At 43.9% G+C, this 451-nt stretch carries 1 protein-coding gene; it reads left to right on the top strand.

The window, feature by feature from the left end:
* On the top strand, positions 1-451 hold a 451-nt coding region (locus S1OALGB6SA_RS10645), incomplete at both ends, for a hypothetical protein (RefSeq protein ID WP_230204457.1).

The following is a 451-nucleotide window of genomic DNA, read 5'->3' as shown; positions in this document are numbered from 1 at the left end:
CCGTTGGAACGGGAATGCTGGCAATAATAACTGGGATGATTCCCGTAATTGGATAAATTTAAATACTTCCTCGCAGGGTGTTCCAGGATCCGGCGATATCGTCCTGATAGAGGGGAATGTTGTGGTTAATGTTCCTGCCTCATTGGCGAATTTTGAAATAGAGGATATGTTTTTAAGAGGAACTCTCAATATTGCCGGATCAGGGAGCTGCAGCATAAATGCAATGGACCTGATGGGAACTATCGACATTCAGGGAGCAAGGACAACTACGATTGCGGATTCCTCCTTTATACAAGGAACTGTTAAATCGAAGGGTGACTTAACATTCCAGAGCAACATTAGTCTTGAGGGGAATTTTACTTTCGAGCTTGACGGCACAAATAACAGTTTTGGCAACATTACCGGCCCACATAGTCTTCATCTGAATTATAGCACTGATTCGCCCCGGTTT

Origin of the sequence: Olavius algarvensis spirochete endosymbiont (assembly GCA_900608495.1) — a bacterium.
In the GTDB taxonomy this organism is placed as follows: Bacteria; Spirochaetota; Spirochaetia; order DSM-2461; family DSM-2461; genus UBA2779.
Note: the sequence above shows the minus strand (reverse complement) of the source record. Positions and strands in the feature narration are given on the sequence as shown.